Source organism: Ruegeria sp. CDSB117 (genome assembly GCF_059611005.1).
Window position 1 is genome coordinate 174218 of the sequence record NZ_JBXWOS010000006.1, and the last position, 12877, is coordinate 187094.

15 protein-coding genes are annotated in these 12877 nt (G+C 56.7%); 9 read left to right on the forward strand and 6 right to left on the reverse strand.

Going from position 1 to position 12877, the window contains the following annotated elements; all coding sequences use genetic code 11:
• Positions 1-379: 379 nt before the first annotated feature.
• The 4 genes from AC2FJC_RS09295 to dnaQ are packed head-to-tail and all read left to right on the forward strand — an operon-like array spanning position 380 to position 3114.
• Positions 380-979: a Maf family protein gene (locus AC2FJC_RS09295; protein WP_496739275.1), complete on the forward strand. Its 600-nt coding sequence runs from the start codon at positions 380-382 to the stop codon at positions 977-979.
• Positions 976-1809 (forward strand): shikimate dehydrogenase, encoded by an 834-nt coding sequence (locus AC2FJC_RS09300; protein ID WP_496736589.1) that lies wholly within the window; start codon positions 976-978, stop codon positions 1807-1809. Before AC2FJC_RS09295 ends, AC2FJC_RS09300 begins: the two co-directional genes overlap by 4 nt.
• Positions 1806-2399 carry a dephospho-CoA kinase gene (gene coaE, locus AC2FJC_RS09305; protein WP_496739276.1) on the forward strand — a complete coding sequence of 198 codons (594 nt, stop codon included), beginning with the start codon at positions 1806-1808 and terminating at the stop codon, positions 2397-2399. The genes AC2FJC_RS09300 and coaE overlap by 4 nt, the downstream gene beginning before the upstream one ends.
• A complete protein-coding gene (gene dnaQ / locus AC2FJC_RS09310; RefSeq protein ID WP_496739277.1) occupies positions 2392-3114 on the forward strand; it encodes a DNA polymerase III subunit epsilon in 723 nt (240 codons plus the stop codon). The genes coaE and dnaQ overlap by 8 nt, the downstream gene beginning before the upstream one ends.
• A 27-nt stretch (positions 3115-3141) precedes the next feature.
• Here dnaQ and secB read toward each other — a convergent pair whose 3' ends face one another.
• Both secB and AC2FJC_RS09320 read right to left on the reverse strand, forming a co-directional pair.
• Positions 3142-3639 (reverse strand): protein-export chaperone SecB, encoded by a 498-nt coding sequence (gene secB / locus AC2FJC_RS09315; RefSeq protein WP_496726289.1) that lies wholly within the window; start codon positions 3637-3639, stop codon positions 3142-3144.
• A gap of 54 nt (positions 3640-3693) precedes the next feature.
• Positions 3694-4194 carry an FxsA family protein gene (locus AC2FJC_RS09320; protein ID WP_496739278.1) on the reverse strand — a complete coding sequence of 167 codons (501 nt, stop codon included), beginning with the start codon at positions 4192-4194 and terminating at the stop codon, positions 3694-3696.
• Positions 4195-4301: 107 nt separating this feature from the next.
• Between AC2FJC_RS09320 and AC2FJC_RS09325 the strand changes: the two genes are divergently transcribed.
• From AC2FJC_RS09325 to AC2FJC_RS09335, 3 genes are read left to right on the forward strand one after another with little or no spacing between them, the layout of a single operon-like run.
• Positions 4302-4961 (forward strand): Tim44/TimA family putative adaptor protein, encoded by a 660-nt coding sequence (locus AC2FJC_RS09325; RefSeq protein WP_496739279.1) that lies wholly within the window; start codon positions 4302-4304, stop codon positions 4959-4961.
• Positions 4958-5992 (forward strand): murein transglycosylase A, encoded by a 1035-nt coding sequence (gene mltA / locus AC2FJC_RS09330; RefSeq protein ID WP_496739280.1) that lies wholly within the window; start codon positions 4958-4960, stop codon positions 5990-5992. The genes AC2FJC_RS09325 and mltA overlap by 4 nt, the downstream gene beginning before the upstream one ends.
• The gene (locus AC2FJC_RS09335; protein ID WP_496739281.1) at positions 5992-6579 is read left to right on the forward strand and encodes a Smr/MutS family protein; all 588 of its coding nucleotides are present in this window, start codon (positions 5992-5994) and stop codon (positions 6577-6579) included. Before mltA ends, AC2FJC_RS09335 begins: the two co-directional genes overlap by 1 nt.
• Here AC2FJC_RS09335 and AC2FJC_RS09340 read toward each other — a convergent pair.
• From AC2FJC_RS09340 to hslU, 3 genes are all read right to left on the reverse strand, one after another.
• On the reverse strand, positions 6576-7796 hold the full coding sequence (locus AC2FJC_RS09340) for an MFS transporter (protein WP_496739282.1): 1221 nt from the start codon (positions 7794-7796) through the stop codon (positions 6576-6578). The two genes, AC2FJC_RS09335 and AC2FJC_RS09340, sit on opposite strands and share 4 nt — an antisense overlap.
• A complete protein-coding gene (locus AC2FJC_RS09345; RefSeq protein ID WP_496739283.1) occupies positions 7793-8893 on the reverse strand; it encodes an alpha/beta hydrolase in 1101 nt (366 codons plus the stop codon). Before AC2FJC_RS09345 ends, AC2FJC_RS09340 begins: the two co-directional genes overlap by 4 nt.
• A gap of 98 nt (positions 8894-8991) precedes the next feature.
• On the reverse strand, positions 8992-10299 hold the full coding sequence (hslU, locus tag AC2FJC_RS09350) for an ATP-dependent protease ATPase subunit HslU (protein ID WP_496726293.1): 1308 nt from the start codon (positions 10297-10299) through the stop codon (positions 8992-8994).
• Between the two features lie 197 nt (positions 10300-10496).
• On the opposite strand from hslU, the gene AC2FJC_RS09355 reads away from it, so the two are divergent.
• Both AC2FJC_RS09355 and AC2FJC_RS09360 read left to right on the forward strand, forming a co-directional pair.
• Positions 10497-10898 carry a DM13 domain-containing protein gene (locus tag AC2FJC_RS09355; RefSeq protein ID WP_496739284.1) on the forward strand — a complete coding sequence of 134 codons (402 nt, stop codon included), beginning with the start codon at positions 10497-10499 and terminating at the stop codon, positions 10896-10898.
• A gap of 116 nt (positions 10899-11014) precedes the next feature.
• Positions 11015-12256, forward strand: coding sequence for an MFS transporter (locus AC2FJC_RS09360; protein ID WP_496739285.1), 1242 nt, complete (start codon positions 11015-11017; stop codon positions 12254-12256).
• Here AC2FJC_RS09360 and hslV read toward each other — a convergent pair.
• Positions 12253-12804 (reverse strand): ATP-dependent protease subunit HslV, encoded by a 552-nt coding sequence (hslV, locus tag AC2FJC_RS09365; protein WP_058279280.1) that lies wholly within the window; start codon positions 12802-12804, stop codon positions 12253-12255. The genes AC2FJC_RS09360 and hslV overlap by 4 nt on opposite strands.
• Positions 12805-12877 lie beyond the last annotated feature (73 nt).

A 12877-nucleotide genomic window follows, 5' to 3' on the forward strand; every position in this document is an offset into this window, starting at 1 on the left:
CCTCCCTAATAAAAAAATAGGAAAAGAAAAAGGATGATGGTTTTGTAGGGTGAGTAAATTCCGTGGATTACTTTTTTACGCATGTGTTTTCCCCAGGTGGATAGAATTGTGCCGTAAATAGGTGATTCTGTTGATTTCAGTTTTTATTATTTAATTTCAGTATATTAGTTCGATACCGCTCAAGCTTGTCTGGGGATAACTCGTTGGGTAAGACAGGAAATCCCAGTTTTCCCGTGCAGCAAAGTTATCCTTGTCCCAAAAGGACGGTCTTAGAACGACTCAGGGAAGTTTCAGGCGAAATTCCCGGGGTTGCGTGTCAACCGGAAAACCATACAAACCATCCTAGAACGCTCAACGATTTGCTAAGGGGGTTTTCCACATGTCTGTCCCCATCATCCTTGCCTCGGGGTCATCTATCCGCGCGCAGCTTTTGCGCAATGCGGGCGTGCCGTTCACAGTGGAACCCGCGCGCGTTGACGAAGATACAGCCAAACGCGCCTTGCTGGCCGAGGATGCGCCCCCACGAGATATCGCAGACACTTTGGCAGAAATGAAGGCCCGCAAGGTTAGTGACAAGAACCCGGGCGCGATGGTTTTGGGCTGTGATCAGGTGCTGGACTTCGATGGCCAGCTTTTGTCGAAACCAGAAACACCCGAGGACGCGCTGGCGCAGTTGAAGGCAATGCGGGGCAAGCGGCATATGCTGTTGTCTGCGGCCGTGATCTATCAGAATGGTGAACCCATCTGGCGCCATGTTGGTCAGGTGCGTCTGCGGATGCGCATGAGCTCGGACACCTATCTGCGCGACTATATTGACCGCAACTGGGACAGCATTCGCCATGCGGTCGGGGCTTATAAGCTTGAGGAGGAAGGTGTGCGCCTGTTCGCCACCATTGACGGCGACTATTTTAATGTTTTGGGTATGCCCCTGTTGGAGTTGCTGAATTTTCTGGCTGTGAAAGGGATGATTGATCAATGACGGATAACCAAATTCCATTGGCCGGCGTGATTGGGCATCCTATTGGACATTCAAAATCCCCTAAACTGCATGGACATTGGCTAAAGACCTATCGGCTGCCCGGGCACTATGTCCCTATGGATGTCGCACCCGAGGATTTGGAGAGTGTTCTGCGGACCCTGCCCAAAGCCGGGTATGTCGGCGCAAATGTAACCGTCCCCCATAAAGAAGCCGCCTTGCAGATTGCGGATCACGTGTCGGATCGGGCGGCAAAGATTGGTGCGGCAAATACACTTGTCTTTCAGCCCGATGGCTCGATCCACGCAGACAACACCGATGGCTACGGATTTATGGAAAACCTGCTTGCAGGGGCGCCCGACTGGAACCCACAGGATGGGCCGGCCGTGGTCTTCGGCGCGGGCGGGGCTGCGCGCGCCGTTTTGCAGGCACTGGTGGATGCCGGAGTGCCCGAGATCATGCTGACCAACCGCACGCGTGCCCGGGCCGACCAATTGAAAGAAGAATTTGGGCCGCGCATTACAGTGGTTGATTGGGTCAAGGCCGGCAATGTGATCGAGAATGCGGAGCTGGTGGTGAACACAACATCTCTGGGTATGCAGGGACAGCCCGAATTGCGTGTGCCGTTGGATGGTTTGCAGCCGGGTGCTGTGGTTACCGACCTAGTCTACGCCCCTCTGAAAACCAAGCTTCTGCAAGCGGCCGAAGAGGCCGGGTGCACAACAGTTGACGGTCTGGGCATGTTGCTGCACCAGGCGGTTCCGGGCTTTGAGCGTTGGTTTGGAAAACGACCCGAGGTAACGGATGAGTTGCGCGCAACGGTGCTGGAATGAGCTTTGCTCTTGGCCTGACGGGCTCGATCGGAATGGGCAAAAGCACGACGGCGCAAATGTTCGTGGATGAAGGCTGTGCGCTTTGGGATGCGGATGCGGCTGTGCATCGGCTGTATTCAGCGGGCGGCGCTGCGGTAGAACCGATGCGCGCTGCCTTTCCTGAGGCAATTGTTGATGGCGCGGTCAGCCGGGATGCTTTGAAACAAACTATTTCCGCGGACCCAACAACATTGAAAGTGATCGAAGGCATCGTTCACCCTTTGGTGGCCGCCGACCGGGTGGGTTTTCGGGATAGCGCCACGGTGGACATTCTGGTTTTCGACATCCCTTTGTTGTTTGAAACAGGCGGCAATGCGGCGATGGATGCGGTTGCTTGTGTTCAGGTCCCGGCGGACGAGCAAAAGCGACGTGTGATGGAGCGCGGAACGATGACTGAGGCGCAGTTCGAACAAATCCGCGCCAAGCAGATGCCCAATGACGAAAAATGCGCGCGGTCGGACTTTGTGATCGTGACGGACACACTGGACCACGCCCGCACGCAAGTGCAGGATGTGGTCAAACAGATACGGGCGGGGATGGCAGATGCGTGAGATTGTACTCGATACCGAAACTACGGGGTTTGATCCCGAAAGCGGTGACCGGATCGTTGAAATCGGTGGAGTCGAACTGTGGAACCATATGGCCACGGGTGAGACCTATCACGTTTACATCAACCCCGAGCGTTCGATGCCCGAAGAGGCATTTGGCGTGCACGGTATCGGCCCCGACCTGCTGGACACTCCGCGCGCCCCGGAAAAGGGCGAGGTCACGCTGAAAGACAAGCCGGTTTTTGCCAAGGTTGGTCAGGGGTTCCTTGATTTCATTCAGGATTCCAAACTGGTGATCCACAACGCCTCGTTCGATATGAAATTCCTGAATGCGGAACTCAGGTGGATGGGTTTGCCGCAGCTGCCGATGGATCAGGCGTTGGACACGCTGGCGATTGCGCGCAAACGGTTTCCGGGTTCGCCCGCATCATTGGATGCGTTGTGCCGGCGGTTCAACATCGACAACACGAACCGTGTTTTGCATGGGGCGCTGCTCGATTCAGAAATTCTGGCCGAGGTGTATCTGGAACTGATTGGTGGGCGACAGCCGGACTTTGGCCTGTCCACCAGTGCGGCTTCTGCCGGTGGCGGAGGGGACGATTGGCGGCCCGCTGCGCGCCCGACGCCGCTGGCGTCGAAAATCACCGCGGAAGAACGCGCGGCACATGAGACATTTGTGGAAAAACTGGGCGAAAACGCCCTGTGGACCCGCGCCTGAGCCCCTGCCTGGCGCGGGTGCAACCGATTAGGCTTCGGTTTTCTCAGCTTCGGCCTGACGGCGCATCAGCTCGTTGCGGTACAGCGCAACAAAGTCGATATTGTCCAGGTTGACCGGCGGGAAACCACCGTCACGGGTGATGTCACTGACGATGCGGCGCAGGAACGGGAACAGCATGCGCGGGCATTCGATCATCAGGAACGGGTGCAACTGATCTTCGGCCACGCCTTCGATGTGGAACAGACCGCAATAATCCAGCTCGCACAGGAACAGAACGTCTTCCATGCCCTTGGCTTTAGAGGTCAGGTTCAGTTTGACGGCAACTTCGTACTGATGCTCGGTCGGGCGTTTTTTGGCGTCCAGGTTCACCTGAACAGCAATCTCGGGCTGAACGTCACCAGACACGCCTTTTTGTGCCATCACGTTTTCAAAAGACATATCGCGAATGAACTGTCCCAGAACGCGCATCTGGATCTGAGGGGCGGTCTGTGCCGCGGTGTTTTCTGCAGGGCTTTCGTCAGCCATGGATCTACTCCGAAAATGAAATTCGCCACTGCTTAGCAAGTTGGGCGCTGCACCTCAATGCTGAGGCGGACCTTCGACCCATTTGGATGGCTTTGAAGGGTTTTGACGGGGACGCACTTCGGTAAACTCACCGTCGATCACGTCATCCTGATCGAACTGGGTAGGACCGGTTCCAAATTGTGCCCCGGTGCCCATCTGGAAATGAGTGATGGTCGCCTTGGACTTGAGATACCGAAACACCACCACGCGAATGCCGGGAATAAGCAGTGCAAATCCGACGGCATCGGTAAAAAATCCTGGCGTCAGCAGTAATACACCCGACAACAAGATCATGGCACCGTGGGCCAGCGGCTCTGTCGGGTCATCCAGTTCAGAAAAGGATCGCTGCAAATTGACCAGCGCCATGCGACCTTGTGTCCTGACCATAAAGGTGCCGATAACGGCTGTCAGAACGACGATCGCCAATGTCGGCCACAGTCCGATCAGGCCGCCGACCTGTATGAACAGGGCGATCTCGATGATCGGCACCAATAAAAATGCCAAGAACAAGTACATTTGCTTTATCCTTTCCCTTAGGCCGGGCTGTGGACTTGCCACGATCTGTCACCTACATAGTGGCATGAGGCCGCGTATACAAAGCCGCGGTCTGAAAAGAGGATGAAATGAACGAACCGATGATCCAGTTGCTGGTCCTGGCCGGAATTGCCGTTTTCCTGATCCTGCGCCTAAAAAGCGTGCTGGGTACACGTGAGGGTTTTGAGAAACCCCCTGTTCAACAGCAACCCGAGGCGGACAAGTCGCGTCGCGGCTTCGAGGTGATCGAAGGCGGCCCGGATCATGACATTACAGACCATGTTGTCGAAGACAGCGAACAGGCGCAAACACTGGCCGCGATGAAGCGGGTTGAGCCCAGCTTCTCGGTCACTGAATTTGTGCAGGGCGCGCGCGGTGCCTATGAGATGATCGTCATGGGGTTCGAAAAGGGGAATCTGGATGAAATTCAGCCCTTCCTGTCCGAAGAGGTGTTCGACACTTTTGTTTCAGTTGTGGCAGCCCGTGAAGATCAGGGCCTGACAATCGAGGCCGAGTTTATCGGCGTCCGCGAAACCGCGCTGGCGGATGTGACCTTCGACAAAGACACAAACCAAGCCGAGATTACGATGCGGTTTGTGGGCGAGCTGACCTCGGTCGTACGCGACCGCGGTGGCGACATCATCGAAGGCAACCCGAACACCGTAAAACGCCAAAAGGACAGCTGGACCTTTGCCCGTGTGATGGGTGCTGATGATCCAAACTGGCTGCTTGTTGCCACGGACGCATGATTGGCGCGCTCCGGTCGCTATTACTGGTGGCAGTCATGACCACTGCCACCGGCGCTGAACCGACGCGATCAATTCTTTCCTTTGACGATCTGGATGGATGGGCTGCCGATGATCATGGGGCGGCCCTTTCGGTATTTCTGAACACCTGCGGCGATCTGGATAATCCGGACTGGCAAGCGCTATGCAACGTGGCCCGAACATACAAGGCAGACGCGGCGCGGTCGTTCTTTGAGTTATTCTTTCGCCCGGTTCTGGTCGAGGACGGCGACAACGCCCTTTTCACCGGTTATTTCGAACCGGAACTGGATGGGTCTAAAACCCGGACCAACCGGTTCAAGTATCCAATCTACAAAATGCCACCCGAAGCGCGGGCCGAAGGACCATGGCTCAGCCGTCGCGAAATCCTGACGGGCGACGCGATGCAGGGTCGCGGCCTTGAGATCGCCTGGGTGGATGACCCGGTTGAGCTGTTCTTTCTGCAAATTCAGGGTTCGGGACGTGTGCGCCTGCCAGATGGCAGTGCCCTGCGCGTGGGCTATGGTGGGGCAAACGGTCACCCTTATCGATCCATCGGGGCCGAACTGATCAGGCAGGGCGCCTTGGGCGCGCATGAAGTCAGTGCCCAGATGATCCGCTCATGGGTCCGCAAGAACCCTGAAGCTGGGGTTGAACTGCTGTTTCACAACCCTTCTTACGTGTTCTTCCGTGAAGTTTCGCGCGTTGCGCCCGAGCTTGGGCCGTTGGGTGCCATGAACAGGTCAGTTACCACGATGCGCAGCATTGCGGCTGATCCGGCTTATACGCCGTTGGGCGCCCCTGTCTGGGTGGAAAAGGACGGCAAGAGCCCGTTGCGAAGGTTGATGATTGCGCAGGACACCGGTTCTGCCATCAAAGGTGCGCAGCGTGCGGATATCTTCTTTGGCACAGGTGATGACGCCGGAAAAGCTGCCGGGCGCCTCAGGGATCCGGGGCGGATGGTGCTGTTGCTGCCGATCCAGCGGGCCTATGCCTTACTACCGGATGAATTCTGATGTCCCGGCGCAAACTGACGGCAGACGAGGTCGAACTGTGGCGCAAGGTCGCCAAACAGGCTGAGCGGCTGCATCCCGAAATTCCACAATCGATACACCCGATCACGCTACCCAAACCCAAGCCGAACAAACCCCCAAAACCCCGGTTTGAGGCATTCGAGGTCGGACAAAACGCGCCAGGTAAACCCGCGCGAAATGCGCTGAAGCCCTCGATCAGTGAAAATTTGCGTACCAGCCCGGTGCAAATGGACACCAAGGCATTTGGCCGTATGAAACGCGGCAAGATCAAGCCTGAAGGGAAACTGGACCTGCATGGCATGCGCATGGACACCGCGTATCCGGCGCTGACCCGGTTTATTCTGACGGCCCAGGCGTCAGGTAAGCGCCTTGTTCTGGTTGTCACCGGAAAGGGCAAGGACAGGGATGAACCCGGCCCAATCCCAACTCCACGCGGCGTATTGCGCAATCAGGTGCCGCAATGGTTGGCCTTGCCGCCGCTTGCACAGGCGGTTCTGCAGGTGACCCCGGCCCATATCAGCCACGGTGGCGAAGGGGCCTATTACGTCTATCTGCGCCGGGCGCGTTAAAGCGTGCGCACAGCGCGCGTAATTCCGATTTTAGCCGACAGGCATACAAGAATGAAAACACCGCCGAGCCACAGGAACTGTGTGCTCAGCGGTATACCGGCGTCGATCAAAATCCCGGTCAGGCCGGGGCCGATCGCTGATCCCAAAACCATAACTGCTGTGGCCATCGCCTTGATCGCCCCAATGTGCCTGGTGCCGTAGAATTCTGCCCAGAAGGCGCTTGGTAGTGTGTTGTTTGCTCCAACCGTCAGGCCCAGAAAGATCATTGCGATCAGGGCCCCTCCGATCGAGTTTGTCATTCCTGCGATCACAAAACCAATTGCGATCGGGATTTGGTAAAAAGGCATCAGCCTCGCGGTGCCCCATTTGTCCAGCGCCCAGCCGGCCGCAAACATCCCAATCAAGGAAACGCCGGTGAAAACCGGAAACAGCGCGACCAGTTCGATATGCTGCCAGCCCTTGATCTGGGCCAGATGCACCTGATGGAAGAAAAACGCGGTGATAAAGGCCGATGGGGCCAGTATTGCTGGGGCCATGAACCAGAACAGCGGATGAAATAGCGCGTCTTTCCGGGTCCAATGGCGACCCTGCATCCCTGTCGTTGAATACGCATCCGTCAGACTCTGCGGCGTGCGCTCCTGACGCAAAAGCCGTGTCAGAACGGGTATCCCCATCAGGACGACCACTGCGGACAACACCCAAAGCCACCGCCAGTCCAGAAACGCCATCGCGGCCACAAAAGCCAGCGGCAGCAGCGCCTCTCCAATCGCGTAGCCGACCGATGCAATCGACAGGGCTTTGCCACGTGTAACGATGAACCATCGCGCCATGGCGACCTGTGCCAGATGGATGCTCATCCCCTGCCCGAACAGGCGCAATAAAAATACCACCAGCGGTAACAGGACAAGCCAGCTGTTCACGGCCATGGCCACTGCCGCCACGGCCAGGCCGACCAGAACGGAGGGCCCCAATACACGGACGCGGAAAACATCTGTCAGCCCGCCGGCCCAGATCATAACGATGGCCGAAACGGTGGTGCCCAAAGAGTAAAGACCGCCCCACGCGCCGTGCCCAAGACCAAATTCGGCGCGGATGTTTCCAGCGAAGATCGAGATGAAGAAGGTCTGCCCAAAGCTGGACAGAAAGGTCAAAAGGACCCCCGCACCCAACCAGGTCGCGTTGTCCCGAAAATATTCACGCAAACTAAACTGCGTCACGGGGTAGTGACCTGAGCCTGCCCTGTTTCTGTCAGAACGATTTCCGTGGCGCCGTCTGGATTGCGTTGGCTGGGCGGAACCAGAATGTCGATGCCCGGTCGATCTTCGCGCCCAAATGTATTGTTTACGCGTCGCAACGAACTGAGGATCGACAAGAGTGCCGGAGAGGTGGCGGCAACGAAATGCGAAGACTCGGCGTCTTTGTTGAACGCAGTTGTATCAATCACGTTTATCGGGAACTCTTCGAGTGTTTCCAGCGAACTGATCCTGCCCAATCTCTCGCCCTCATCCGTTCCGCGAAGGCGAGCGGAGATATTCAAAATTTTGTCTTTTTGCGAAACCATAACCAGGAAAGGATCTGGTGGGTTATTAATACGCTTCATCTGCGACCGAAACACGTCGACATCCAGATCAGGCGAAATCAAGATGACCCCTTCGATGTTCCTGTTGGCCCAACCCGGTTCTTGTAGTTCTGCCTGTCTCATCATCTCCATTGACAGGGCACCACCCATTGAATGCGCGACCAGAATAACGCGTTTGACACCCATGGATTTCAGGTCACGGATCGTCTGCTCCAACCCGTCTCGGGCGAACAACATGCTGTCGAGATCGTAGGCATATCCATACCCGGTCGCGCGGCTGGGCCAGGAATAGACCAGCGTGGAGCCCGGAAGGCCAATGTCATGGGTCAGCTGAGCCGCGCGGAAAATCGTCTCGGTTTGGGTCGAGTTGTAGCCGTGTACAAAAATCGTAACATCGTCTTCGCCGCGCAAATGTTCGCGTAAGCCCTTTGGCCCGCCCAGTTCGGTAACATTTGTAAGAACAAATTCTTTTTTCGGATTCGGATTCGCATAAGAGAATTTCAATGTTCCCGGCGTGTGTGATGGCGGGATCGACACTGTTGTTTCCAAAAACTTCAGCGCTTCCCCACGCTTGAATCCATAAGTTCCGTCTGCTTCACGCGCTCGCGTCGTGGCTGCGAATATCTTTTCAGGCGTTCCGACAGATACGGCCGATGGAACAATCTCGGTTACCGTCCGATCAACACAGGCGCTTAGCGGCAGGGATGTAATCAGAATTATTAAATAGCGCAGCACTGGTCAGCCCTCTGGGTGAATTGCGACTACGCTATCTCATTCTGGCCCGGCGTCCAGCCGCACTACACTGCGGAAGCGGCGAAAACCGGCTGGCGATGTTACAAAACGTAACGGCTGAGGTCAGTGGATTTGGTCAATTCGCCCAGATTGTCGTCCACGAATTGCGCATCAACTGTGATCGAAATTCCGGCCTGATCGGGCGCGGTAAAGGACAGCTCTTCGAACACGCGCTCCATCACCGTGTACAAACGACGCGCACCGATGTTTTCGACGCTTTGGTTCACATCAGCTGCGATACGCGCAAGGGCCGCGATTCCGTCATCGGTAAAGCTGACCGTGACTTCTTCGGTGCCCATCAAAGCGGTGTATTGACGGGTCAGCGCGTTGTCGGTTTCGGTCAGGATGCGCACGAAATCTTCTTCGGTCAGCGCCCGCAATTCCACGCGGATCGGCAGGCGGCCCTGCAGTTCCGGCAGCAGGTCCGACGGTTTGGCGATATGGAACGCACCCGACGCGATGAACAGGATATGGTCGGTTTTGACCGGGCCGTGCTTGGTGGATACCGTCGTGCCTTCGATCAAAGGCAACAGGTCGCGTTGCACCCCTTCGCGGCTGACATCGCCACCCCGTGCGTCAGTGCGGGCGCAGACCTTGTCGATCTCATCCAGGAACACGATGCCGTTCTGCTCAACGGATTCCAGCGCGATGCGGTTCACGATCTCATCATCCAGCAGCTTGTCGGCCTCTTCCCCGATCAGTGCTTCATAGCTATCGGCGACGGTCATCTTGCGTTTCACGGTACGCCCGCCAAAGGCCTTGCCGAATATGTCGCCCAGATTCATCATACCCATCTGGCTGCCGGGCTGGCCGGGAATATCGAACATTGGCATCGGGTTCGACGAGTCTGACAGCTCCAACTCGATCTCCGTATCATCCAACTCGCCCGCTTTCAGCTTTTTGCGGAACATCTCGCGTGTGCCTTCGCGTGCATCGGTGCCTGCAATGGCTTCGATCACGCGGTCTTCGGCGGCCTGATGCGCCTTGGCTTTGACATCCTCACGCATGTATTCGCGGGTTTGCAGGATGGCGGCGTCGGCCAGATCGCGCACGATCTGTTCCACGTCACGACCGACATAGCCCACTTCGGTGAATTTGGTAGCTTCGACCTTGATGAAGGGCGCGCGGGCCAGTTTGGCCAGACGGCGACTGATCTCGGTTTTGCCGACACCGGTGGGGCCGATCATCAGGATGTTCTTCGGATAGACCTCGTCCCGAATGTCGTCAGCCAACTGCTTGCGCCGCCAGCGGTTGCGCAGCGCAACGGCTACGGCCCGTTTGGCATCCTTTTGCCCGATGATGAATCGGTCCAGTTCCGAGACGATCTCGCGCGGGGTCAGGTCGGTCATGTGAGTTCTATCCAATTGTTTCGCACCGGAACCTAATCATAAGCCACAAAAACACAAGCTGATCACGAAAAACTCACGCCAACACACGGTCTGCACACGGAAAATCGTGGTGTTGTGAATCGCCAGACAGAAAATTGCTGCGCATATTCTGCGGCGACGGGCAAGTTCGCCTGCACTTTGAAATGGAGACCCACATCATGATGACTCGTCGTTCGCTCTTTTTGAATGCCGCTGCAACGGGCGCCGCCCTGACTCTGGCCAGTGCCAATGTCGCTGTTGCCGGTGGTGCCAAGAAAAAGGGTACATTCGAAGGCCGCTCGAAACATATCACCACCGGTTCGGTCAAAGTGGTCAAGGACGGTGAGCGCTATATCGTTGAACTGGGCGATGACTTTTCGCTGGATAACGGTCCGGACCCGCGCGTGGCCTTCGGCAAGGATGGCACCTATGACCCGAACTCGAAACTGGGCGCGCTGCTGAACCTGAAAGGCAAGCAGTCTTATGCGGTACCGCCGACCATGGATATCTCGGGCTATAACGAAGTTTACATCTGGTGCGACGTCGCCGGCGTTCCGCTGGGCGTTGCAGCGCTTTCGTAACCCAACGACGAATTGCGCCCGGAGGCCGGTAAATTACCGGCCTCTGACAAGGCGTTAGGTGCCTTAGCGCCTGTCTGTTACACTCACCTCAAGGAACCAGTTCCGAGGTGTGTATCATGACGAAGATTGCCAAGATTACGTTATTGTTCGTGGTATTCGTGGATCTGATCGGACAAGGGCTGGTCTTTCCCATCATCAACTCTTTGATCATGGAAACAAAATCCGGGTTCCTGCCCGAAAGCACTTCTATGGGTCAGCGCCATTTCTACTATGGCCTCGTCATCGGTTGCTTCTTCCTGTCGTGGTTTTTGGGTGTGGTCTATGTCTCAAAGGTCTCGGACTCCATCGGGCGCAAGAATGCCTTGCTGGTCTGTCTGAGCGGGGCTTTGGCCGGTTATGCCATCACCATCGCTGCGCTTTACCTTAACTCTTTGCTTCTGCTGATTATTGGCCGCTCGATCACCGGCTTTACCGCTGGCAATCAGCCTATCGCACAAGCGGCGATGATTGACGGCAGCACGGATGCCGCCGATCGAGACCGTAATATGGGGTACATCATCACCGGGGTCAGTTTTGGCCTTGTCGGTGGCCCGATTATCGGCGCTGTTCTGTCTGACGCAGCAATTCTCGGCAGCTACGCAACGCTCAAGATGCCGTTCTATGGCGCGTTTGTTATGGTGTTGATCGCCATCTTCCTGGTGAGCGTCTACTTCAAGGACACCCGCACGGAACGCGCGGCTTTCGTATTCCGTCCACGTGATATCACCGACAGTCTGATCGCGGTACGTGAACACCCGTTGGTTCTGAAAATTCTGCCCGTCTATGCGCTGTTCATGATTGCCAATGTCACGTTCTACGTCTTCGTCGATAATTTCCTGACCAGTGCATGGGGCTACGGCGTGATCGGCGGCAGCATGGCAATGGTGGTCATCGGCTTTGCGCTGGCGTTTTCCAGCACATTCCTTGTGAAACCAGCGCAAGAGAGGTTCAGCAAACACTCCATCATCCACACCTCATTGGTGGTCATGGTGATCTGCGGCTTTGGCTTCGCCTTCAGCCCCAGCGGTGTTCTGAGCTACGTCCCGGTCTTCTTCTTCTATTTCTTCTTTGGCGTCGCCTACCCGACCCTGCTGGGTCTGTTTTCGTCCAGCGTTGGCGAAGCGGATCAGGGTTGGGTCATGGGCGTCACGACGGCGGTCTTCTGCCTTGCCGGTGGTGTCATGTCGCTGGTCGGCGGCGGATTGATGAGCATCGACATCCGCCTGCCCTATTACATCGTCATCGCAACCGCCCTGCTTGGGCTGGTCGGCATGTACCGGCGCTGGAAGGGGAAAGAAATCTCGGCGTTGTTGGCCTAGATCGTCTCAACCGTCAGATTTCCATTGGTATAGACGCAGATGTCCGCGGCGATCGCCATCGCTTCGCGCGCAACCTCTTCAGCGGGCTTATCGCTGCCCATCATTGCCCGCGCAGCGGCCAGCGCAAAGTTCCCGCCCGATCCAATAGCGGCCACGTTGTGTTCCGGTTCAAGCACATCCCCCGCCCCGGTGATAACCAACAGGTCTTTGCCATCAGTGACGATCAGCATCGCCTCAAGCTTTTGCAGATACTTATCAGTGCGCCAGTCCTTGGCCAGCTCGACCGAGGCACGGGCTAGTTGACCGGGTGTCGCTTCCAGTTTCGCCTCAAGCCGTTCAAGCAGCGTAAATGCATCAGCGGTCGAACCGGCAAATCCGGCGACAACTTCAAACCCGCCCGGCGACAAGCGGCGCACTTTGCGCGCAGTGCCTTTGATCACGGTCTGGCCCAGGCTGACCTGTCCGTCCCCGGCAATAACGACTTGCCCGTCTTTTTTGACACCAATGATCGTGGTCCCGTGCCATCCGGGAAAATCGCTGTCCGCCATGAAAGCCTCCGTGTTCTCAGTCGCTATATATGGGCCGGGCGCGGGATCGGCGCAACCCGTTGCACAACTGCCC

Bases quoted from the DNA above. Each gene is read 5' to 3' on its own strand.
- AC2FJC_RS09355 (WP_496739284.1), top strand. From the start codon at position 10,497: ATGATGACTCGTCGTTCGCTCTTTTTGAATGCCGCTGCAACGGGCGCC.
- AC2FJC_RS09295 (WP_496739275.1), top strand. From the start codon at position 380: ATGTCTGTCCCCATCATCCTTGCCTCGGGGTCATCTATCCGCGCGCAG.
- AC2FJC_RS09325 (WP_496739279.1), top strand. From the start codon at position 4,302: ATGAACGAACCGATGATCCAGTTGCTGGTCCTGGCCGGAATTGCCGTT.
- AC2FJC_RS09320 (WP_496739278.1), bottom strand. From the start codon at position 4,194: ATGTACTTGTTCTTGGCATTTTTATTGGTGCCGATCATCGAGATCGCC.
- secB (WP_496726289.1), bottom strand. From the start codon at position 3,639: ATGGCTGACGAAAGCCCTGCAGAAAACACCGCGGCACAGACCGCCCCT.
- hslV (WP_058279280.1), bottom strand. From the start codon at position 12,804: ATGGCGGACAGCGATTTTCCCGGATGGCACGGGACCACGATCATTGGT.
- mltA (WP_496739280.1), top strand. From the start codon at position 4,958: ATGATTGGCGCGCTCCGGTCGCTATTACTGGTGGCAGTCATGACCACT.
- dnaQ (WP_496739277.1), top strand. From the start codon at position 2,392: ATGCGTGAGATTGTACTCGATACCGAAACTACGGGGTTTGATCCCGAA.
- AC2FJC_RS09360 (WP_496739285.1), top strand. From the start codon at position 11,015: ATGACGAAGATTGCCAAGATTACGTTATTGTTCGTGGTATTCGTGGAT.
- AC2FJC_RS09300 (WP_496736589.1), top strand. From the start codon at position 976: ATGACGGATAACCAAATTCCATTGGCCGGCGTGATTGGGCATCCTATT.
- AC2FJC_RS09335 (WP_496739281.1), top strand. From the start codon at position 5,992: ATGTCCCGGCGCAAACTGACGGCAGACGAGGTCGAACTGTGGCGCAAG.
- hslU (WP_496726293.1), bottom strand. From the start codon at position 10,299: ATGACCGACCTGACCCCGCGCGAGATCGTCTCGGAACTGGACCGATTC.
- coaE (WP_496739276.1), top strand. From the start codon at position 1,806: ATGAGCTTTGCTCTTGGCCTGACGGGCTCGATCGGAATGGGCAAAAGC.